Annotated in this window: 16 protein-coding genes; 6 read left to right on the top strand and 10 right to left on the bottom strand. The window is 43.4% G+C overall.

The genetic code is table 11. From position 1 onward, the window contains the following. The first annotated feature begins 114 nt into the window (after positions 1–114). The 3 genes from AABK40_RS09680 (at position 115) to AABK40_RS09670 (ending at position 4,199) form a co-directional block, all read left to right on the top strand. The gene (locus tag AABK40_RS09680) at positions 115–3,033 is read left to right on the top strand and encodes a tetratricopeptide repeat protein (protein WP_338396916.1); all 2,919 of its coding nucleotides are present in this window, start codon (positions 115–117) and stop codon (positions 3,031–3,033) included. A gap of 116 nt (positions 3,034–3,149) precedes the next feature. After that, positions 3,150–3,392 carry a hypothetical protein gene (locus AABK40_RS09675; RefSeq protein WP_338396915.1) on the top strand — a complete coding sequence of 81 codons (243 nt, stop codon included), beginning with the start codon at positions 3,150–3,152 and terminating at the stop codon, positions 3,390–3,392. Between the two features lie 75 nt (positions 3,393–3,467). Further along, positions 3,468–4,199: an ABC transporter ATP-binding protein gene (locus AABK40_RS09670; protein WP_332918874.1), complete on the top strand. Its 732-nt coding sequence runs from the start codon at positions 3,468–3,470 to the stop codon at positions 4,197–4,199. A 90-nt stretch (positions 4,200–4,289) separates the two neighbouring features. Here AABK40_RS09670 and AABK40_RS09665 read toward each other — a convergent pair whose 3' ends face one another. The 10 genes from AABK40_RS09665 to cdd all read right to left on the bottom strand — a co-directional run bounded on the left by AABK40_RS09665 (position 4,290) and on the right by cdd (position 16,373). Next, complete coding sequence (locus AABK40_RS09665; RefSeq protein ID WP_332918875.1) at positions 4,290–4,718, bottom strand: hypothetical protein; 429 nt, start codon at positions 4,716–4,718, stop codon at positions 4,290–4,292. Positions 4,719–4,729: 11 nt separating this feature from the next. Then, on the bottom strand, positions 4,730–5,629 hold the full coding sequence (locus AABK40_RS09660) for a hypothetical protein (protein WP_332918876.1): 900 nt from the start codon (positions 5,627–5,629) through the stop codon (positions 4,730–4,732). An 89-nt stretch (positions 5,630–5,718) separates the two neighbouring features. Beyond that, complete coding sequence (locus tag AABK40_RS09655; RefSeq protein ID WP_332918877.1) at positions 5,719–8,823, bottom strand: ATP-binding cassette domain-containing protein; 3,105 nt, start codon at positions 8,821–8,823, stop codon at positions 5,719–5,721. An 87-nt stretch (positions 8,824–8,910) separates the two neighbouring features. Continuing rightward, positions 8,911–9,273 carry a DUF1987 domain-containing protein gene (locus AABK40_RS09650; protein WP_332918878.1) on the bottom strand — a complete coding sequence of 121 codons (363 nt, stop codon included), beginning with the start codon at positions 9,271–9,273 and terminating at the stop codon, positions 8,911–8,913. 28 nt (positions 9,274–9,301) lie between these two features. Beyond that, complete coding sequence (locus AABK40_RS09645; protein WP_332918879.1) at positions 9,302–9,835, bottom strand: SiaB family protein kinase; 534 nt, start codon at positions 9,833–9,835, stop codon at positions 9,302–9,304. A gap of 125 nt (positions 9,836–9,960) precedes the next feature. After that, the gene (locus AABK40_RS09640) at positions 9,961–13,341 is read right to left on the bottom strand and encodes a PAS domain S-box protein (RefSeq protein WP_338396914.1); all 3,381 of its coding nucleotides are present in this window, start codon (positions 13,339–13,341) and stop codon (positions 9,961–9,963) included. A gap of 12 nt (positions 13,342–13,353) precedes the next feature. Beyond that, positions 13,354–14,178, bottom strand: coding sequence for a GAF domain-containing protein (locus AABK40_RS09635; protein WP_338396913.1), 825 nt, complete (start codon positions 14,176–14,178; stop codon positions 13,354–13,356). Then, positions 14,175–14,771 carry a chemotaxis protein CheB gene (locus tag AABK40_RS09630; protein ID WP_332918882.1) on the bottom strand — a complete coding sequence of 199 codons (597 nt, stop codon included), beginning with the start codon at positions 14,769–14,771 and terminating at the stop codon, positions 14,175–14,177. Before AABK40_RS09630 ends, AABK40_RS09635 begins: the two co-directional genes overlap by 4 nt. Before the next feature lie 17 nt (positions 14,772–14,788). Then, a complete protein-coding gene (locus AABK40_RS09625) occupies positions 14,789–15,616 on the bottom strand; it encodes a CheR family methyltransferase (RefSeq protein ID WP_332918883.1) in 828 nt (275 codons plus the stop codon). 277 nt (positions 15,617–15,893) lie between these two features. Next, positions 15,894–16,373, bottom strand: coding sequence for a cytidine deaminase (gene cdd, locus AABK40_RS09620; protein ID WP_332918884.1), 480 nt, complete (start codon positions 16,371–16,373; stop codon positions 15,894–15,896). Between the two features lie 93 nt (positions 16,374–16,466). Between cdd and AABK40_RS09615 the strand changes: the two genes are divergently transcribed. The 3 genes from AABK40_RS09615 (at position 16,467) to AABK40_RS09605 (ending at position 20,624) form a co-directional block, all read left to right on the top strand. Beyond that, a complete protein-coding gene (locus tag AABK40_RS09615) occupies positions 16,467–17,795 on the top strand; it encodes a saccharopine dehydrogenase family protein (protein WP_338396912.1) in 1,329 nt (442 codons plus the stop codon). A gap of 292 nt (positions 17,796–18,087) precedes the next feature. After that, the gene (ligA, locus tag AABK40_RS09610; RefSeq protein WP_338396911.1) at positions 18,088–20,097 is read left to right on the top strand and encodes an NAD-dependent DNA ligase LigA; all 2,010 of its coding nucleotides are present in this window, start codon (positions 18,088–18,090) and stop codon (positions 20,095–20,097) included. A gap of 5 nt (positions 20,098–20,102) precedes the next feature. Next, entirely contained in the window at positions 20,103–20,624 is a 522-nt protein-coding gene (locus tag AABK40_RS09605) for a DUF6913 domain-containing protein (protein ID WP_338396910.1), read from the top strand. Positions 20,625–20,633 lie beyond the last annotated feature (9 nt).

The raw sequence follows: 20,633 nt of genomic DNA, 5'->3' as shown, positions 1-20,633 counted from the left end.
TAATGTACAAGGATTTTACTTTTTGAGCACAGAATGTTGCGGCTTTGTTTATATCGGGGCAGGAAAGTGTTATTTTTGTCCATCAACATTAACGACAGCTTGACAGCAACAGCGATGATAAAATTTTGGAAAGAATGGCCAGCGGCATGGCGAGGATTGTTTTGGGCTTTTACACTGATGGTAGGCGTGGTGCTTTGCGCCTTTTTATATTTCTACTTGGGGGGCAATGTTGTTGCCATGGACTGGAATGTGATTTCCAAAACCGTTGAGCTTCCCATTACGCTTCGTCAGATAGAACTTGGTTTGGGCCATACCTCCATTTCCGTCAATTATCTTTTACTGAATCAGTATTTTGAAGGCTCAGGCATTCAATATTCCCTGTTGGGAAATATAACCTTCTGGCTTTTGTGTCTTACGGGCTACAGCATGTTGTGGGCGGTGGTTAGTGGACTGCCGCGCAGGTTGTATTATATTGGCGCAACGCTTTTGTCTGCCTGTTTGTGGGGCTTTCAGCTGGATGTCATCATTCCCTTCGGTCGGTTTGATAACCTCGCCCTGCTGATCACACTCCTGCTTTTCATGGGGGTGTCATATCTTATTCAGGTTTATCGAACGCAAATGGCTATGCTTGGCCGATTTGCGACCTTTCTGATCCTGACCATCGGGGCCATCGGGATGTTACATTATGCTGCCACAGAGTCCTATCCCTTAGAACGCGTGATGACTTTCGGCGTGCTGCCGTGGGTAGCTTTGGCGGGGCTGTTTATATTTTTGGTGAGCCTCGATAACTTTTGGTTGCTGTTCAGGCTCATTGGGGGCCGGAAAGCGATTGGTAATAATTTTGGGCATTTTATTGCGGTTTCGCTGGTTTACCTTAGCCTTCTCGGTATCGGTTTCTGGCAGCAAAACAGTAATGCTGATAATCAGTGGTTGTTTTACAGCCCCTTTATTTTATTGCTCGCTTCTTCCGTGGTGGGGCTTTGGGCTTTTCAGGCCAAAGAGTTGGCATGGGGTCATTGGCTCCCTTTTCGCCCATTGGGCGCCCTGATGTATCTCGCCCTGATGTTGATCTGTTGGACAACCGTCTTACATTACTTCATTGTCGGCAGTGATGTCATGCTTGAAATGCTCTCAAAGCTGATCTATTTATCACACCTTTGCGTGTCAGGGATGTTCTTCATTTATTTGTTTGTCAATTTTTCTGAAGTCATTCGAATGGGAAAGGATGCCGCAAGTGTGGTCTTCAGAGGGAATAAAATGAACCTTGGTACGGTTTATATTTTTGGCTTGGCGACCATGATGACCATCATGGCACGGGATCGTTTTGTGCAGAAGAATCAACTGTTATCAGCCTATTATAATGGTATTGCTGATCTGAATTATGCGCATCATGAAAGCACTGAAGCGGAAGGATATTACAATAAAGGAGCTCAGTATGGCTGGAAGAACCACCATTCCTTTTATGGTTTGGCAACTTTGGCGAATGAACAAGGCCGGTTGGCCAAGGCTTTGATGTATTATGAGTCGGCTAACGTGAAGCACCCAAGCCCTTTTGCATATGTAAACATCAGTAATATTTACCTGTCTCAAAATCAGTATTTCGATGCCGTTTTTACTTTGGAAGAAGGACTGAAATTGTTTCCTGAAAATAAGCAGCTGAAAACGAATCTGGCCTTGGTTTATCAAAAGTCCAATAAGCAACAAGCAGCAGACTTTTTAGCGGTGCTGAAGAATGACGCCGATGTTGGTGCCATTAATACCGTAAACTGGCTTGCTTTTAAGGGGCCAGAAGGTCAATTGTCTGCGCAAGAGCTTAGCGGTCTTAAATTTGCAAATAACACTGGGGTGAAGGCTAATTTACTGGCCATATCGCCGATGGTGGCGAACAGTAACATTATCGCACCCAAGACGAATACGGTGGCGGATCTGCCCACTTTGGCAGAGGTCTATAACTACAGCTTTTATGCCATGCAGCATCAGGATACCGCATGGGCAAAACGCCTGGCGACAATCTCTACGGCTACGGCCAACGATAATTTTCAGGAGTTGCTCAGCTACGGCAAGGCGATCTATCATTATGAAGTAGGGCAGGTGAGTCAGGGAGTGCAGGAGATGAAGGTCTTGAGTGATACCTATTTCTTTCATCGGGCCTTTTATGAGCAAATGTTGAGCAAGTGGATGGTGGACCTCGGTGAGCCTCAGGCAGCCGTGCCGCATGTAACCAAGGGACTGAACCTTGCAGATTCTGTCGCTACGGATTTGGCCTTTAATGTACTGCTTGAAGCAGGAAGGGCAAAAGATGCTGCGGAATTTGCTTATCGTGAACCACAAAAGCAGCTGTTGGCCAAGCTTGAAGGCCCTTCAGCAAAGGGCTGGTCTGATGATTTGCTTTTTCTGAAGATGCGATTCCATCAGACCCAATGGGAATTTGAGCAGCAGCTTAAAGTGGTGGATCAGATGAAGGATCAACAATATCAGGTAAAGGCATTGCGCTGGCTATGGCAGGTGGCCATGAAATTTGACCAGTGGCAACATGTTAGCCCGCTTATAGCGCGTTTACAATCTCTTGGCGACGAAGCGGTTGATCTGGCATTGTCTCTGGCAGTGTATCAACACGACGTTCCTAAACTGCAAAAAGCATTGCCTCACCTTCAGGGGGACTGGAAATTATTGGCAGCAGCGAGTATTAAAGCTGCCAACAAAGACACTACGGCCATGAGCGATTATCATCAGCTTTTGAAACGTAACCCTTACTTTGCACCAGCCGCGACATCTGCGACCCAGTATTTGGCAGATTTACCTGAAAAAGATGACACTTACCAGCTGTTTCTTACTTACCTGAATCAGAATCAATATTCCGTTCCACTGACTAAGGGCTATGCCTTACAGAGCGTAAGTGTTGGTTTGGACGATTATGGCTTATCAGCAATAGAGGACGTAATGCCTTATACAAGCCCTGAAGCCTTTAAACAATTAGAATCAAGATTTGAACAGGAAGTTGCGGAAAAAGAAAAGACGGATGAGCAATGGTAGTGTTGGCTTTTTGAATGTTTTAATCAATATCCTTACTTACATCTGCTGAAATGTTAAATATTTAACCTTTTAATAAATATTCGTAAGCAAAAGAGTGTTACCTATATGATTTTGCTATGAATTATTTTCAACTAAGAGGCTTGAGTTTCGATAAACAAGCCAAAATTATAGCCGATGAGGGCGTTTGTATTTCCTGTGTGGTGGCCAGAACTTTGGATATCCGACTGTACCGCGTCGGAACTTCCTACATTGAGGTGTGGAAAGACCGCGAAACGGCCGTCATTGATCGGATCGTCGAAACTTCGTATTGTTTGATTGACCCCTGTCTGAAGCACTTTTTAAAGATCCATCAAAACTGATTTTAGTGCCAATTGTCGTCGAAAAACTCGGTTTTTAGCCAATATTTTTCCATCTTTTGGATAAATATAACGACAATGAAACCAATCATCAAGACCAAAAATATTTCCCGTCTGTATCAGATGGGCTCCGAAACCATTTCTGCATTAAAGAGCGTATCAATCGAAATCTCCAAAGGGGAGTATGTCTCCTTCATGGGGCCTTCAGGGTCTGGTAAATCGACGCTGATGAATATTGTAGGCTGCCTCGATACGCCCACAGGTGGCTCATATGCTTTAAATGGGCATCAGGTAGCACAGATGAACGAGGCCTCACTTGCTGAGGTACGAAATAAGGAAATAGGTTTTGTGTTCCAGACCTTCAATTTATTGCCTCGGGCAAGCTCTCTTGAAAATGTTGCCCTCCCGCTGATCTATGCGGGCATTGGGCAGAAAGAACGTGAAGCAAGGGCGCTTCAGGCGCTTAAAAATGTGGGATTGGGCTCTCGGGCTGATCACCGCCCAAATGAGCTCTCTGGTGGGCAGCGTCAGCGTGTTGCAATTGCCCGTGCGCTGGTAAACAATCCAAGTATTATTCTTGCTGATGAACCTACTGGGAACCTCGACACCCGAACCTCTTATGATATTATGTCGATTTTTAAAGAACTGCACGATCGGGGCAACACTATTATCATGGTAACACATGAGGATGATATTGCGCATTATAGCCACCGTATCGTCAGGTTGCGGGACGGGTTGGTAGAGAGTGATATTCAAAATACAGATATAAAAGACCCTGTTTACGAAAAATCCCTTTTGCCCAAGGAATAAGCGGCAACCTGAGGGGCAAAAAGAATTTTTGGGCATAAAAAAACCTATTCAAAAGCTGAATAGGTTTTTTTTATTGAGAAATATCAATGGCTATCTACTGAAACCTAAGACACTTCCTCCACAATAATTTTTAGAATCCTTAAAGGTGAAGGTGATGTAGTAAATGCCTGTGGCATTACAAGGGTAGGTGATGCCTGGGTAAAATTTACCATTGGCATAATTGGTGGCTACCAATTTTCTGTTAGAGTTGTACATCGTTACTACGATGCCGTCAACGCCTCCTTCACCAGCAACATTAATGTAGTATTTGGTGTCTTTACTGAAAACGTAGCTATACTCAACTTTTTGTTTTGCGCCACCCTGGCCATCAACTTTAAAGCTTTTCAAAAAAGTAAAGCCGTCTTTTAAGTTCGATAGACAAGTTTCAGTATAAGCATCACTTGAACACTGCGCCTGGGCATTGGTGGTGCCCACAACACTAATAATGCATAATAGAAAAATATACAAAATGGTTTTCATAGGTATAGGGCTTATTTGGTTACGATAGAACGGATTTTGGTCGTTTCACTCTTGATCTCCTCAAGGATTTCAGGGGTGATTTTTATTTCAGTGGTGGAGTTGTCTATGATTACCATTTCGCCATCTACCTCTTTCATTTCAGGCTCTTTGTAGGTATAAATAAAATCTACCTTGTTAAATGCCTGTACGAGTGGTTCGAAGTCTTTTCTCAGCTGCCCGATATTTGGGTCTGAGTTTTTGTAGAAATCCAACAGCAATTTTACTTGGTCTAAAACCAATTTTTGCTCTCCAATCTTATCAACCAAACCTTGGTTGGAAGGATTCTGCTGCGCCACCTGTGTGGTAATATGTAGCGCCTCAAGCCATCCTCCTGTCAGCAGCAAAACGCTCAAATTTGCACGTTGCTTTTTCTGCAGGTATTCGTTGATGCTGTTGTAATTTCGTGTGGTGGTTAACAACAGCGAATCAAGGTTGCTGCTGTTGGTTGCCAAACGGCGGATTTCCTGAAAATTGAAAAACTGGCCAATGTTCAGCCCTTCAGACAATTTCTGAATAGATTGCAGGTAGTAAACCGCATCCTGATTTTGCTCATAGATGTTGGTGTACCCTAAATCCGCACCATAAATACCGAGGTTAATGGCTTTTTGGAAATCGCTATTATAATTTGAAATGGCCTTGGGGTCATTCAAAAATTGGTTGTCATACTTAATACCCTGATCTTTTAAAAGAAATGAAATCTCTAAAGGCGAAGGGATTTGCTGGATGATGCCTGATATTGCTTCCTGAGAAACACTCGGCGCACTGGTTGTTTGTTGGGCCTCAAATTCTGCATCTAAATCCTTGGTGTTGGGCTTCTCTTCAGAACATGCCCAAAAAAGGAATGGCAGTAGGCCTAAAAGTAGTTTTTTCATTACATACAATTTTATTGTTAAAGATAATAAAAAAAATCAAATCCAAATATCGACTAAAAGGTTAATTGATATTTGGATTAATTTATATGTTACCCTTTACGTTTGAAAAGATTGCCCGAGGAGGCTTTTTCCATGAGCTTTGCAAGCCACTCTTTATAGAGTGCAAGGTAGAGCAAAGCACTCATAAACCATATCACAAGAATATTGAAATAATAGGTATCGAAGTATTGACCGAAAAGGTGTTTTTTTGGCGCAAAGAAATGCGTTCTGTAATCTAAAGCATGAGCAGGGGTTTCTGGCAAGTGGAAGATAGGATCCAATTGTTGTAGTAACCTGCCGTTATATTGCAGAATGCGATCCTGAACGGTTAAGTTTCTAACCAAGTCAGTTAAACTTTCATTCGAATATTTATTCTTGTAGTCGTTGAGGTTGTAAGTTGAATTTTCGGCATGCTCCAAAGCGTGAATGTAAAAATTCTTTTTGGAAACCGCCTCATTATACACCTTCAGGTATTCTTGTTCAAGCTGCGAAAGATATTCATTTAGCACCGTAAAGGTACTTTCATTCACCTTGTCCTCTTGCAGCAATACTGCGAGGTCGTAATCTTTCAGAACACCCTTGAACGCTTCGGCTTCAATAGAATTCTTGATGGTGCGCAGGTTCTCTGAAATTTGCTGTTGCAGTTTCGGGTCTTCTTTGCCAAGATTGTTTTTGATGTATTGCACTTCTGCCCGCAGCTCTTTAATAAAGTAGCTGGCCTTGAAGTCCGCTTGTCGCTCTTGTTGTTCCATCGGGTAGTAAGTGGCCTCATAGGCATTGTCGCGGAACTGTTTTACCGCCAGAGCTTCATAAGACCATCTTGATACCATCACATCAGCAATGACAGGCACTTTTCCTTTCGTACTGATCACCTCATTCATTTTCTCAAAAGGGAACAGCAAGCCACTCAATACCATTTGAGGGATAATTACCAGCGGAATGAGAATATAGACCGTGACCGCAGAGTTAAAGGCGGAAGAGACATTCAAGCCGAGAATATTGGCGAAGCATGCCACAGAAAACATCACGAGCCAGTATTCAAAGTACATGCCGCGGATCTCAAGAATGGTATTACTGACCAGCACAAAGCCCAGGGCCTGAATGGCGGACAGGCTGAATAGAATGCCTATCTTGGACATCAGGTAACTGTTCCAGCTCAAATTCAAAAAGGATTCCCGCTTCCTGATTTTTTTGTCGCGGATAATCTCCTCGGCACTCACGGTCAGTCCCATAAACAGGCTGACAATGACGGCCATCATGATGAAGATTGGAATATTTTCATTGAACCTGTAAATGTATCCTGAAAGGTCTGGCGCCGATTTGTATCGGATAATAAAGGCCAGTACCAGGGCCAAAATAGGGGCCTCGAGCAGGTTGATAAACAGGTATTGTTTATTCGATATTTTTGATAAAACGTCGCGGGTAATAAAGATTTTTGCCTGTTTGAAATAGTTGGGAATCTTCAGGCTCTTTTCTGGTACTACCGAAACATCTTCTATGCGCTGATGCTCAAAATTATCTTCATAGCGGTCTTTCCACTGCGTAGGGGTTACCTTTCGCTTTTTCGTGAACTCACCGTATTCATCCACCACGCAAGACTCTACAATATTGAAGATTTGCTCAGGGTTTACATTACCACAGGAAGGACACTGACCACGTTCGGCATCCACCTGATTGGTTTCTCTTTTGAAATAATTTACCGCCTCTACGGGGTGGCCATAAAAAATTTGGTAACCGCCAGTATCGAGGATAATCATTTTATCGAACATTTTGTAAATGTCCGATGAAGGCTGGTGAATCACCACGAAAATGAGTTTGCCACGTAACGACAATTCCTTCAGCAAATCGATGACATTCTCTGAATCACGGGACGACAAACCACTTGTAGGCTCATCAACAAACAAAACCGCAGGCTCACGAATAAGCTCCAAAGCGATGTTCAGGCGTTTACGTTGCCCTCCAGAGATCGTTTTATCAAGGACACTTCCTACTTTCAGGTCTTTTCTGGTTTCAAGACCAAGGTTGGTAAGTACATCCATTACCCTTTGATGCAGGTCTTCTTCCGACATGTCATCAAAGCATAATTTGGCATTATAGTACAGGTTTTCGTAAACGGTCAGTTCTTCAATGAGCAGGTCATCCTGTGCTATGTAGCCAATAACGCCCTTCAGGTTTTCTTTTCCTTCAGGGGAGTTCATGTCCAAACCGTTGATTTTTATGGTACCCGATGAGGGCGCATTAAGGCCCGCAAGGACATTCAGCAGCGTGGTTTTACCTGCGCCAGAAGCCCCCATAATACCGATTAACTTTCCTGGCCCTTCAGAGATATTGATATTTCGCAGCCCAACATCCCCAGAAGGGAATTTAAACTCAATTTGGTCTGCATTGAAACTCAGGGCAGTCAGGTTGTCCTCGTGGAAGAAGTTCCTGATCAGGTCGCTATAGTAAAGCGCCATCCCCTTAGGGGTTTTGATGGTGCTTCCGTTGGAGAACAGATATACGCCACGGATCTTGAGGATAAAGCCATTGAGGATAATGTCCTCTGTACCGACATATTTCACAAAATACATCTCCACACTTGGAATGCGGAGAAAATGCATGTGTCCTTTAATGTCTACATGGATATTGTTGTTGTCAAGAAGCGGGTCTTCTTTGGAAAGGCTGATGATATTCTCCTGTTGCAGGGCAATTTCATCTTCAAGAAGAATGAAGGCTTCACAGGCGCGGTATTCATCATTGGCTATTTTAAAAACATCAGAAACCGTATTGATGATTTCCATCCTTTGTGGGGATAAGTTGCTGTCCGAAGCGACCAATTCCATCAGCTTCATTAAAACAACGACTTTCTGCTTTTGGGTAAGGGTCTTGTTGATCTTTTTACAGATCCCCAAAGTACGCACCGAGTCCTTCATGGAAGTTCTGCGGGGTTTCTTTACTGCAATCTCCTCGCCGTTGGCATCTTTTTCAGCTTCTTCTACCTTTCCATAGCCTACCAAATCATCGTACATGGTCAAATAGTTGGCCACGCTGTCCTGATCTAATTCTTGCTGGAAAAAGCGCAAAACGTACTGACGTTCATTTTCTGTCACTCCGCCATCTTGTTTGGTGATGATGGCAAAAAGTTGGGTGAGCGCTTTTAGTATCTCCTCACTCATAGGTTGATGTTTAGCTTAGCGTAGATCGAAAAAATGCAGAGAATCTCCCTGCATTTTTCTGATTATCCTTAATTAGAGAAAATTATATTAGTACTCCTGAAATTCAAAAGTAAGATCCACAAGTTCCGAGAATTCTTCCCCAGCTTCCTGCATGTCTTCGTCATCTTCAAGGTAATACCACTGGATAACGGCGCCATCGATATCTTCAAGGGCCGACAGTACATCAAGGATTAATTTTGATGAAGCGGTGTTGAAGTATTCCAATTTAAAAATAAACTCAGTGCTTGGGTTCGGATCTTTTCCGTACTCCTCAATCCAATCCAGGATTGGCTGATAAAAACCCTGAGAATCTTCAGGAAGAGATCTTCCTGAGATTTCAAAAATACCATTAGTCTTATCTAATATTATTTTTGGGGTATCTTCTGCTCCTTCTAGGTTAATAATATTCATTGTGTTGGAATTAAATGCTTTAAATTTTTTAAATGCGCTTAATGGTAGTCTTTAGCGAAAAGAAAAAATATTCTTCATCCAAAGGTTTGAAGTCATATTCTAATTCTTGACCAGATTTACGAGCCATATCAACGAAACCAAGTCCCGCGCCCCCTTTATCAGAGATCGAGGTGTTGCGGATGATTTCTTTGTATAAAGTTTTTAGTCCATCTTTGTCCAAGGAATTGATTTCCTCCAATTTGGACTTCAACCCTTCCACATTTTCTTTTTTAATTGGGTTTCCAGAAGTGATAACATACTTATCATTTTTCTTTCCAATCATGAAAATGGCCTGCTTACTGACAGAACTTTCTTCGTCTCCGTGCTTGACAATATTCTGCAAGCACTCGACCATCACATTAAAAACTTTACGCTTGGTACTCGACTCTTCTCCGATCGAATCCATATTTCTTTCAGCCATTGCCAGAACCGACTTGGTAATTTCTTGGGTAAATTCCCCTTCATAAACCAAAATGAGATTGTTCTCGAGCATGGTCTTGTGTAGATCAAAAATGAATTTCATAGGACGAACGGTTTGAAAACAAGTTGTATTAACAAATTTATTGATTAACGGTATAATTTTATAATACTATGTAAAATTAAAATAGTTGCCTACAATTTTTACAGTATTATATTGATTTAGTATAACTAAAAGCGAATTCCTATCAGTAATACGTCGTCAGTTTGTTTATATTCTCCTTTCCAATCTTCCCAGGCGTCCTCAAAAGCTTGTTGCATTTGCGGCATTGGGAGGTTGTAATTAGATTGAATTAATTCTCTGAGGCGTTTAGGGCCAAACTTTCTGTTCATTGGTCCACCAAACTGATCTGGGTAACCATCGGAGCAGAAGACCAAAAGATCATCTTTTTCCATGGTTAATTCATGTGTAGTGAAATCGGTCTGATTGCGGTATTTTCCTCCGCCAATCGCAAATTTATTTCCTTTGATTTCCTCTAACACGCCCTGGTGTACTTTGTAAAGCGACCTGTGTGCGCCAGCGAAAGCGACCTTATTGGTTTTCTTATTGATTTTCAGCAAGGCAAGGTCCATTCCATCTTTCGACATGGAATCTCCACGGTCCTGACGCAATGTAGTCGTTACGCCCTCATCAAGTAAATCCAGAATTTTTCCTGGGTCGCTGACTTTTTGTGACTTCACGATATCGTTCAGCAGGAAGTAGCCAATGAGTGAAATTAACGCACCAGGAACACCATGCCCGGTACAATCGACGGCAGCAATGTAAACATCGTCGCCCACTTCAGCATACCAAGGGAAATCGCCACTGACAACATCTTTGGCTTTATAGAAAAGCATAGACTCTGGCAGGTGGGTTTCAAGCACCTGCGCATCTGGTACAATAGCCCACTGGATGCGTTTGGCGTAATTGATCGATTCGGTGATTTTTTTATGCTGATTTTTCACCTCCATCTCAATCTGCTTGCGCTCAGTAATATCATGCGATACCACCAATACCGATTCAATTTGTTCCTCGTCATCAAACTCGGGAATACCCCTGAGTTGCATGATGCGCTCCCCAAGCTGGTCAGAAGGGAAATTGATTTCTGTGGCAATCTGCTTGCCAAGGCCAATCACCTCATCAATGATTTGATCGTACTGCGCCGTAATATTTTCTGGCAACTGTGCTTCGTCAAAAGATTTCTGATCGAAAACCTCTGGTTGCTTGCCTGTATATTGCTCAATGGTTGGGTTAATATAGAATACCTTTTTGTCGGCATTGAAACGGGTGATCAAATCGGGTGAATTTTCCGATAAGGACTGCATTTTAGAACGCATTCTCTCTTCCTGTTCCGCTCGGCGTCTTTCAGTAATATCCCTGAAGTTGAACAGTAGGCCGTTGATGGCTTTATCATTCAACAGGTTATTTCCTGTAGCCTCCAACCAGATGGTGGTGCCGTCTTTACGCTGATATTCAAACTGAAGGTTACGGTTCTCTGTTGGCTGAGCGATCAGCTGTTCAAATACCTGCGCGATATCATCGCGATAGTGTTCAAGTACAAACTGGCGGTCACTTCTTCCGATCAGTTCTTCAGGTGTGTAACCGAAGATCCGCTGCACAGAAGGGGAGATATATTTAATGTTTCCGTTTCGTTCATAAATCGTGATAACCTCAGAGGCGTTCTCAAGCAAGAGCTGCATTTGTCGCTGCCCACGGTTCACCTCTTCGATTTGCTCATTCAGCTGTGCGTTGGTACGCTCAAGTTCTTCCTGAGTAGCTTGCATTTCTTCGGCATTCTGCTGAAGAATTTCCTGCTTTTCCTGCAACTCATTGGACATGCTCCTGGATTCTTCCAACAGGCGCCTTGTGGTGGCATTTACCTTAATATTGGAGATTGTTCGTGCAATGATCACGGAGATTTCCTGCAGGAACTTTACATCCGAAGGAGAGAAGTTTTTAAAGCTTGCAAACTCCAACACGCCATATACATTCTCTTCAGTAATTAATGGAACGATCAGGATGCTGCTTGGTCGCTGGTCACCGAGTAATCCCGAGGTTACGGTTACATAATCGTAAGGGATTTCTGTACGCAGGATAATGTCTTTTTCTGCCACTGCCTGCCCAACAAGTCCTTCCGCAAATTTAAACCTGGATTTGAGGTATTTCTTGCGGTTGTAGGCAAAGCTTGCACGCATCAACACTTCTGCTTCTGCATCGGTTTGCTCATTTTCTTTTTCTACCGTATAGAAAGCGCCCTGAATGGCATCAATCTTTCCGCAGATAAACTGGACAATCTCATTGCCAAGGTGGTCAAGTTCATCATGTGATCGCAGGATTTCAGAAATCTCTGCTAATCCATGTACAATCTGGTTTCGTTCTCGGTCGCGGGCTTCTGCCTCCTGAATGTTATCCCGCATATTGATGAGGGAGTTCCCGAGGGAATCTTTGTCGCTGAGTGGCTCAAAGGCAGAGTCAAACTGCCCTTTACCAATATTGCTGGCAAAAGAGGCTGTTCTTTTCAATCCGTTCACCAGATGAGAAACATCCTGCGCCATCATGCCGATTTCATCAGCACTTGAATTTTCTATTTTTTCAGGAAGAATACCATTACCTACCAACTGCAATGTTACGCGTAGCCTGTTCAATGCTTTGGTGATAATTCTCGAGAAGATGGTAGTGATGATCAGCGCAATCAGTAAAACCGCAATACCCGCAGCAATGAACTGCCAGATAAGCTTGGCGGTGTGCTGGGCAATTTCAGTACGGTCTATTTTGGTGATGATCGCCAAAGGGCTTTCATTGATGCGCTCCCAGGTGGCTAAAACAGGTTTGTTTCGGTAATCGACCTGAAAGCCTGTTGCTTGTTGGCCTGCAATAGCGCTGAGAATATGCTGAACATTTTCATGGTCGATATTGACGGCTGTCTTTACATTTTCTGCCTGTAGCGGACTGTTGTAATAAACTTTGTTGTTGTGCTTATAAACCAAAATAGATTCGCCCGTTTCCCCGAGTTGTTCATTGTTTTGCACAATGCTGAAAAGAGGGGTGGCATCCGCTTCAGCAATAATGAAAAAGGCGCCTTCTTCCGTTTGAATAGCTTTACCCAAAGCGTAAACATGCAAACTTCCTTTCTGATAGACTGGCGACACAAATTTGTTTTTCGACAGTGAAGACAGGATCCCTCCAGTAGGGTCTGAGATCAGGTTGCCCTGTGTGCTTTCATCAAGTGCAGAAACAATAACGCCCTGGTTGTTGATCAACATCAGATTGGTGAAAGTGTATTTTGGCAAGCATCCTTTGATACTTTCCATTGTGGGAAAGGCACCTTCACTTGTATATGCAGCCTGCCAGTTGGTTTCTAATGCTTCGAGCCAATTGGACTGGTTGTTGAAGAGCGATGCAATTTGCAAGGCTTTAAGCTGGTTGTGCGATTCTAAAGTCTTTCGGTATTGGTTTACGGTGGTGGTCTCTGTAAGCTGGTAGCCTAAAAAGCCCATCAGTCCAACACCCAGGATCATCATCCCACAGATAATGACAGCGATTTTAGAACCGAATTTTAAATCTTTTAACATGGTTGATAAAGGTTAGGATTGGGGTGTGAGCGAGTTGGAGCCCAATAGGCGCCCCAATGCCGACATCTGTTCCTTGATAAAATCTATGTCGTGCTGAGTAAATGGTGTGAAGCTGGCAATTTCTATTGCCCCCACGACAGCTTCATTGTTTTTGATCGGAAGGATCACTAATGATGTTGGGCTGGATTCCCCCAGTCCTGATAAAATTCTCAAATAGCCTTCAGGGATCGTGGCCAGGTTGAATTCTTGTCCATCCTTAATACATTGCCCCAACAGCCCATCGCCTGCATTGATTTCCAGTCTGGAATTGTCGGTATAAGTAAAGGCGTATCCTGCCTGGAAAGTCGCTTTTTGGTTTTGGTCAGCATCTAAATCGGTGTCGGTAAGGTAAATGGCGCCTTGCCCGGCTTCAAGATCCTTACACAGGTGATTTAAAATGGCACTCAATCGTTCTTTATTATTGTTCGATTGATTATAATATCTTTCCATCTGCCCTGATTCCCAGGTGTAAGCACGGTGCTCGGCAGAAGCATCAATTTGGTTATCATCTTCCTCAGATTCTCTTTCAATATAAACGACATGCTGCTCAGTGTCTGTAATTCCTCCTGAGAGGTAGTAAAGCAGTGTCAGTCCAATAAATACCAAGTTGGCAACCGTCAGTACCTGATGTGGCAAAATGATCTCCTGAAGTTGTGGCAGTTCATTGAGCGTCAGTGTACCAACCTGTTCAACCAATGTAGCAGGTAGCATATAACCCAACACAGCATTAAGCAATGTAGCAATGATGGTCAAGCACACTAAGGCGATGCCGATAATTTTTCGTTTTCGCTGTTTCATCCCTTCAAAGTTTTGTGCAATTGGTTTAAAAAATCAGTTATTTCGTTAATGGTCAATTCGTAATCTATCGGGCTCATGTCCAAAGCAGCCTGTGGCATGGTCGGAATCATACATTCGGCGCGGTTTTGTACGATCGTCAGTCCACCTTTCTGCGCAATTTTGGCCATGCCTGCACCGCCGTCACGGTTGGCGCCAGAGAGCAAAATCCCAATCAGTTTGTGCCGATATACATATGCACAAGTGCCCAGGGTGATGTCGATGGCTGGCCTTGAATTGTTGATCATCTCCTCTGTGGACAATGAAAAATAATTACCCAGTTCCACACACAGGTGATAATTTGACGGTGCCAAATAAACCTTCCCGCGCTTGATCGGCTCCTTGTCCAGGGGCTCATAGATTTTCTTGGTGCTTTTAATATCCAAAGCCTCTACAAATCCATTCCTGACATGCTTCAAACGGTGAAGGCAAAGAATAATCGGAAGAGGGAAATCTTCGGGCAAAGCACTGAGCAGTTTGGTGATTCCCTGAAAACTCCCTGCTGAGCCGCCGATGACCACCGCTTTGTATTGATCGTTGATGGCGTATTTTTTCATACAAAAAGATCTTAGCGTTATTCCTTAATCTTCTTGTAAATTTTTTCCTCATTGTTGACAACAATGAACTTATTGGCAATATCACACCAAATCAATGATTCCTTGGAACCCACGGCCAGATAACCATAATTGAAAAGGCTTTCATGCAGTTTGTTAAGGACCACATTCTGAAGGTTCTGATTGAAGTAAATCATCACATTGCGACACAATACCAAATCAAATTTATTGAAAACAGGCCCCTGTACCAGGTCATGCACTCGGAAGGTTACCTGATCGATCAGGCTGGGGTCCAATACCGCAAAGCCGTTTTCTTCTTTATAATATTGGTCAAATTCGGTGCTGCCCTGAAAGCGCACATAATTTTTTCTGTTCAGTTCCATGTTCTTGATCGTATACCGGCCTTTTTTGGCTTTTGCGATAATCTTATGGTCCAGGTCAGTGGCGTAAATGCGAACGCGATCAAGGAGGTTGGCTTCTTTCAATAAAATGGCCATGGAAAAAACTTCCTCACCAGAGGAACAGCCAGCGTGCCAGATGTTAATGGATTTATGGTTGAGGAGCAAGTTGGGCACAACGTCATCGCGGAGGTGTCGCCAAAACGAAGGGTCTCGGAACATCTCGGTAACATTGACAGTAATTTCGGTCAGGAAAACCTCCATGAAAGTTTGCTCAGTGCGAAACTTTTCAATTAAATGGTCTACAGATTCGAGCTTGTAAAGCTCCAGTACCCGCACCACGCGTCTTTTAAAAGAGGACATGGCGTAATTGGTAAAATCGTAGTTACCATTAGTTTTAATATATTCTGTCAGCTTCCGTAGATCTGATATATCTATTTCTTGCATCATGTATTAATGTTGGGTCGATATTGGTTGCTTCTCCGATGGCCAATTTGGGAATAAAATACACAAAGTCGGCCTGTAAAAAGGTTAATTATACGTCGGAGTAATTAAAACAGCATTAAGCTTTTAATTTCACCTCCTAATATAATGGTAAGTTTTAAAAAATAGGTCTTGAATACAATTATTAAATGCCGTTGGACTAAAAATAGTTTAAAAAGACAATAAAATAGCGCTATACATCATTTTTTTTCAAAGTTCCTAAAGGTACCAATTAATTATAAAACTATAATTGATCCTTGGAAAATGTAAAAGGCAAAAGATCTCTGACATCTTTGACTTTGATGAACTGTTGGTTCCCTGCCTCAAGAATGACCTGATAGGGCGCGCTCTGTTTGTCCATATATTCTGTCATGACTTGTCGGCAAGCACCGCAAGGCGTTACTGCCTGAAAGGTTTCCGCTTCTTCTTTTTTAGCCGTGATCACCAGTGTAACTACCCGCATGTCGGGTTTATTGGCTGAAGTGGCAAACAGTACCGTTCGTTCAGCACACAGGCCTGAAGGGTAAGCGGAGTTTTCCTGATTGTTCCCCGTGTGTATTGCGCCATCGGCCAATAGTAAGGCCGCACCGACCTGAAAATGACTGTATGGGGCATAAGCATTCTTTGCTGCTGCACGCGCCTGCGCTACAAGTTCCTGTTCTGTGGTGGTCAGGTCGTCAAATCCGACGCGCTCAAATTCAATCGTTAATTTTTCTTTGCTCATAAAGTGGTACAAAAGTGCTGAAATCTTTTTAATATAATATAGCCAATTGCATTATGTTGTTAATTATACCATAAAAATCCAAAATTTACTGTTATGCCAATGATTTTATGTATCGGGGCGGGGCAATCTACCAGCGCTATGATTGAATATTTAAACGATTATAATCAAAATAACCAATTTGAGTTGGTGGTTGCTGATCATGAGCGTTCGGTGGCGGAAGCCAAGATTCCCGAAGGTTCCAGTGCTCAGGCCATTGCGCTTGATATTTTCGATGCACAGGCCATGGAAACCTGGGTGGGGAAATCAATGATGGTGATTTCAATGGTGCCTGCACGGTTTCATGAGGTGGTTTTGCGGTATTGCCTTCAGTTCAAGGTGCATTTCCTTTCGGCCTCTTACGTAACGGATGAGATATCAGCGCTGTCCAAAGAAATTGAGGAGGCGGGGATTTTAGTGCTGAAGGAATGTGGCCTCGATCCTGGAATCGATCATATGTCGGCGATGAAGGAACTCGATGAGATTAAGGCGAAAGGTGGTCAGCTACATGCTTTTGAGACGTTTACAGGAGGCTTGCTGGCACCCTCCAAACTGGAAAATCCGTGGGAATATAAGTTTACCTGGAATCCGCGAAACGTGGTGCTGGCAGGGCAGGGCGTGGTGAAATTTCTTCAGGAAGGGCGTTATAAATTCATTCCTTATCAACGGTTATTCAATCGTACCGAAGTGATTTATATTCCTGATTATGGTTACTTTGAAGGCTATGCCAATCGGGATTCTCTGAAATACCTGAATGTCTATCAGCTTCAGGGGATTAAAACGTTGTACCGCGGAACTTTGCGCCGTGTGGGTTTTTGTAAGGCGTGGAATGTTTTCGTGCAGTTGGGAGCAACAGATGACACCTACCAAATGGAAGGCGTCGGGCAAATGACCCACCGACAGTTTATCAATAGCTTTTTGTCTTATAACCCTGACGATTCTGTGGAGCTGAAGCTGGCGCATTATCTGAGTATCAGCCTTGAAGCAGAAATCATGTATAAACTCAAGTGGCTGGGCTTGTTCAGTGATGAACTGGTGGGGCTTGAGGCTGGAAGTCCAGCGCAAATCCTTGAACATATTCTCCGCAAAAAATGGACGCTCCTGGCCAATGAAAAAGATATGGTGGTGATGTGGCACCGTTTTGTTTATGACCTTGAAGGGCAAAGGAAAACGCATCATTCCTATATGGTGGTAGAAGGAAAAAACGCTACGCAAACGGCTATTTCGGATACCGTAGGGCTGCCCTTGGGCATTGTTGCTCGGATGCTCTTTGAAGGCAAAATAAACCTTCGTGGACTTCATCGCCCTATTTTGCCTGAGATTTACGCGCCCGTGTTAGCGGAACTGCAAGCTCATGGGGTAACTTTTGTGCGTACCGAGGTGTAAATGGGTACTTGGTATTCGGAAGCTTAAATCTGCCTTTGAACAAGGCAGAGGCTTCATTCCTTTAAATTTTTTTAGTTATAAATCAGTGCAAGACCTACCTTAGTGTTAGGATTGTAACGGGTAGCGTTGGTTTTGGGACAGGTGGGCAAATAGCTTACTGCTTTTAAAATATTGACAATCAGTAAATTACACTTGTGTTTGAGTGCGTCCATACCCTCAATTAGCGAAATACAACATTCCCCTCAATTTTTGAACAGATATAAAAAACAATACTTTTGTTACAACAAGAGATATGGCAACAACAGAAATAAAAAAGGAGATGGATTCTTTGGCCAAGGTCATCAACCATCATAATCATCTTTATTATCAGGAAGACCGTTCCGAAATTTCGGATCAGGAATTTGACCAATTGCTGAATCGGCTGATTGGGCTGGAGAAGGATTATCCTGAATTTGCCGATCCTAACTCTCCAACGCAAAGGGTAGGTGGGACAGTCACCAAAAATTTTGAAAATGTGGTTCATAAATACCGCATGCTTTCTTTGGGAAACACCTACTCGGAGGAAGATTTGAGAGAGTTCGATCAGCGGGTGCGCAAAGGACTTGAAGGGGAAGGCATTGCTGAGGAACTGGAATATATCTGTGAGCTGAAATTTGACGGGGTGGCGATCTCCCTAACCTATCGCAATGGGCAACTGGCACTGGCTACCACCCGTGGCGATGGTACCCGTGGGGATAACATTACCGCCAACGCAAAAACCATTCGCACTTTGCCTTTGCAGCTGCAGGGGCAACTGCCTGAGGAGTTTGAAGTGCGTGGTGAGGTGTTTATGTCGCACAAAGAATTTGAACGATTGAATGCCACTTTGGCTGAAGGCGATAAGTATGCCAACCCGAGAAACACCACCTCGGGAAGTCTGAAATTGCAGGACTCCGCTTTGGTGGCCAAACGTAAACTTGATTGCTATTTGTATGCGGTTTTAGGGGAGAATCTTCCCTTTACTACACATGAGGAAGCACTTGAAACCATTAAGTCGTGGGGCTTTAACGTCTCTCAGACTTACCGAAAATGTACGACCATCGAGCAGGTATTGACTTACATTGCTGAATGGGAGGAAAAAAGAAAATCATTGCCTTTGGAGACCGACGGCATCGTGATCAAAGTGAACAGCTATAAACAGCAACAAGCTTTGGGCTACACGGCCAAATCGCCTCGTTGGGCAATTGCCTATAAATATCAGGCGGAAGTGGGCATCACCCGTCTTTCCTCTGTAACCTATCAGGTAGGGCGCACGGGATCAATTACACCTGTGGCGAACCTGGAGCCTGTTGCTTTGGCGGGAACCACCGTCAGGAGGGCATCTTTGCACAATGCCAACGAGATCGAACGGCTCGATTTACATCAGTCGGATATGGTGACGGTGGAGAAGGGCGGAGAGATTATTCCGAAAATTACCGGTGTGCTTACTGAGGAACGTCAGGAAGCCGCGGAAGCCATTCAGTTCATTGAAGAATGTCCTGAGTGTAAGACGACTTTGATTCGTGTGGAAGGAGAGGCTAACCACTATTGTCCGAATACGACAGGTTGCCCACCGCAGATTAAAGGTAAAATTGAACACTTTATTCAGCGAAAAGCGATGAATATTGACTCTTTGGGAGAGCGGACAATCGATCAGCTTTTTCAAAGAGGTTTGGTGAAGAATGTGGCCGATCTGTTTGACTTGACAATCGAGGATGCTTTAAGCCTCGAAGGTTTCAAAGAGAAATCTGCCCAAAAAATGGTCGAGGGAATCAAACAATCCTTGGCGACCCCTTTTGAGCAGGTGCTTTTTGCACTCGGCATTCGCTACGTCGGACAAACTGTGGCCGTAAAGCTTGCGGAACATTTCGAGCAGATGGAAACGCTTCGTTATGCACCGCTTGAAGAACTTGAGGCCGTGCCTGATGTCGGGAAGCAAATCGCCAAAAGCGTTGTTGATTATTTTAATGATGAAAAAAATACACAGATCGTTGAACGACTTGAACAAGCAGGCCTGAAGATGAAAATCGAGGCGGTGGATTTAGGGGACAACGATCAACTTGGCGGGAAGAGTTTTTGTCTGTCGGGTAAATTTTCTACAAAGAAAAGCATATTGGAAGGCCGAATTAAGGCATCTGGGGGAAAAGTGATGTCCTCATTTTCTAAAAAATTAGACTATCTTGTGTCGAATTCAGAAAAAGAAACGACAAAAACCAAGAAAGCTAAGGAGATGGGGATAGCGATTTTGTCGGAAGTACAGTTAGAACAAATGTTGGAAAATTAGCCGTTATGTTTTCTTTAAAAGAAACTTGCATCAACCGAAAGACAAAACACTACCTAAAGTCAAATAATGCCGTGCGTAATAGCATGAATATCGCATCAGCAAAGCGTATTTCTATTCTTTACACCCTTGCGGGGGAGGCCAAGGAAATGGAGATTCGCCGATTTTCTGAACAGCTTCAGCAAGCGGGTAAAACCGTGGAGGTGATCTGTTGTATTCCTGAAAAAACATTGGTGCCCGCGCAGCCGTGGGGGCATTTCAGTGCCGAGGATTTCAATTTTTCAGGAACGCTGAAGTCGGAAATGCTTGAGCGGTTTCTGGAAGAGGATTTCGATATGCTGCTGCATTTTGATCTGGAACATGATTCGCTGACGGATTATGTGAATGCAAGGTCAAATGCCAAAATGCGTATCGGTAGATTTTTTGAAGGTAAAGAAGCGTTTTATGAGTTGATGTTTATGCTCCAGGATCATGAACAGCCCAAACAAATGACCGCCATATTTTATCGATATTTACAAGCCATACACTAAGGATAACAA

This window comes from Persicobacter psychrovividus, assembly GCF_036492425.1.
In the GTDB taxonomy this organism is placed as follows: domain Bacteria; phylum Bacteroidota; class Bacteroidia; order Cytophagales; family Cyclobacteriaceae; genus Persicobacter; species Persicobacter psychrovividus.
The sequence above is the reverse complement of the archived record's forward strand: the minus strand, read 5'-3'. Positions and strand labels throughout refer to the sequence as shown.

Bases quoted from the DNA above. Each gene is read 5' to 3' on its own strand.
- AABK40_RS09675 (WP_338396915.1), top strand. From the start codon at position 3,150: ATGAATTATTTTCAACTAAGAGGCTTGAGTTTCGATAAACAAGCCAAA.
- AABK40_RS09635 (WP_338396913.1), bottom strand. From the start codon at position 14,178: ATGAAACAGCGAAAACGAAAAATTATCGGCATCGCCTTAGTGTGCTTG.
- AABK40_RS09615 (WP_338396912.1), top strand. From the start codon at position 16,467: ATGCCAATGATTTTATGTATCGGGGCGGGGCAATCTACCAGCGCTATG.
- AABK40_RS09660 (WP_332918876.1), bottom strand. From the start codon at position 5,629: ATGAAAAAACTACTTTTAGGCCTACTGCCATTCCTTTTTTGGGCATGT.
- cdd (WP_332918884.1), bottom strand. From the start codon at position 16,373: ATGAGCAAAGAAAAATTAACGATTGAATTTGAGCGCGTCGGATTTGAC.
- AABK40_RS09630 (WP_332918882.1), bottom strand. From the start codon at position 14,771: ATGAAAAAATACGCCATCAACGATCAATACAAAGCGGTGGTCATCGGC.
- AABK40_RS09650 (WP_332918878.1), bottom strand. From the start codon at position 9,273: ATGAATATTATTAACCTAGAAGGAGCAGAAGATACCCCAAAAATAATA.
- AABK40_RS09670 (WP_332918874.1), top strand. From the start codon at position 3,468: ATGAAACCAATCATCAAGACCAAAAATATTTCCCGTCTGTATCAGATG.
- AABK40_RS09665 (WP_332918875.1), bottom strand. From the start codon at position 4,718: ATGAAAACCATTTTGTATATTTTTCTATTATGCATTATTAGTGTTGTG.
- ligA (WP_338396911.1), top strand. From the start codon at position 18,088: ATGGCAACAACAGAAATAAAAAAGGAGATGGATTCTTTGGCCAAGGTC.
- AABK40_RS09680 (WP_338396916.1), top strand. From the start codon at position 115: ATGATAAAATTTTGGAAAGAATGGCCAGCGGCATGGCGAGGATTGTTT.
- AABK40_RS09645 (WP_332918879.1), bottom strand. From the start codon at position 9,835: ATGAAATTCATTTTTGATCTACACAAGACCATGCTCGAGAACAATCTC.
- AABK40_RS09605 (WP_338396910.1), top strand. From the start codon at position 20,103: ATGTTTTCTTTAAAAGAAACTTGCATCAACCGAAAGACAAAACACTAC.
- AABK40_RS09640 (WP_338396914.1), bottom strand. From the start codon at position 13,341: ATGTTAAAAGATTTAAAATTCGGTTCTAAAATCGCTGTCATTATCTGT.
- AABK40_RS09625 (WP_332918883.1), bottom strand. From the start codon at position 15,616: ATGATGCAAGAAATAGATATATCAGATCTACGGAAGCTGACAGAATAT.
- AABK40_RS09655 (WP_332918877.1), bottom strand. From the start codon at position 8,823: ATGAGTGAGGAGATACTAAAAGCGCTCACCCAACTTTTTGCCATCATC.